The organism is Grimontia celer (assembly GCF_900055185.1).
In the GTDB taxonomy this organism is placed as follows: Bacteria; Pseudomonadota; Gammaproteobacteria; order Enterobacterales; family Vibrionaceae; genus Enterovibrio; species Enterovibrio celer.
In genome coordinates, this window is record NZ_FIZX01000032.1 from 1 (window position 1) to 691 (window position 691).

General features: G+C 42.5%; 1 protein-coding gene. It reads left to right on the top strand.

Annotation, left to right across the window (positions count from 1 at the left end; translation table 11 throughout):
* Positions 1-342: ATP-binding protein (locus GCE9029_RS25275; protein WP_197475430.1), on the top strand; the 342-nt coding region annotated here is incomplete at its 5' end.
* Positions 343-691: the final 349 nt, after the last annotated feature.

Below are 691 nucleotides of genomic sequence, written 5' to 3' on the forward strand. Positions count from 1 at the left end.
AAACTTGAAAGCTACTTGAGGCGAAGCGTTCTTGCACCAAAGCTCCTTATCGTCGATGAAATCGGGTATCTACCGTTCGGCAGAGAAGAAGCGAACTTGTTCTTCAACGTCATCGCTAAACGATACGAGCAAGGTAGCATTATCGTAACCAGTAACTTGCCGTTCTCTCAATGGTCAAATGCGTTCGCTGACGATACAACACTAACGGCGGCATTACTGGATAGGCTTCTTCATCACTCGCACATCGTACAAATCAGTGGAGAAAGCTACCGATTACGAGGAAAGAAGGCGGCTGGAACCATACCAACAGTTCTAGAAAATCTATCTGAAAGTAAAAATTAATTACTTGGGTGGGTCAGTTTTACTTCGGCGATAACGTCGATACGTGGGTCAATTTTAAACTGGCGTTGACATAGTAATAAACCCTTTGCTAAATAAGTATTTAATAGGCGGCGGGACTAAAGGCAGTAGTGCGAATAACTTGAGTGGTTCTTCTAGTAAACATGGTTAATTAGTGACATTACTCGATACGCCCAAGTGGGCGTATCCGGTAAAGTTTCTTACTCAAGGGGTAATTCGTGCAAGCGACAAAGCCTAATGAGTTATGTTTATGGGGAACTAAATTGTGAAGGTTAGTCTAAAAAGCTTTAGCATCACCACTCTTATTGCGTTCATGTCTTACCTGTCTTTG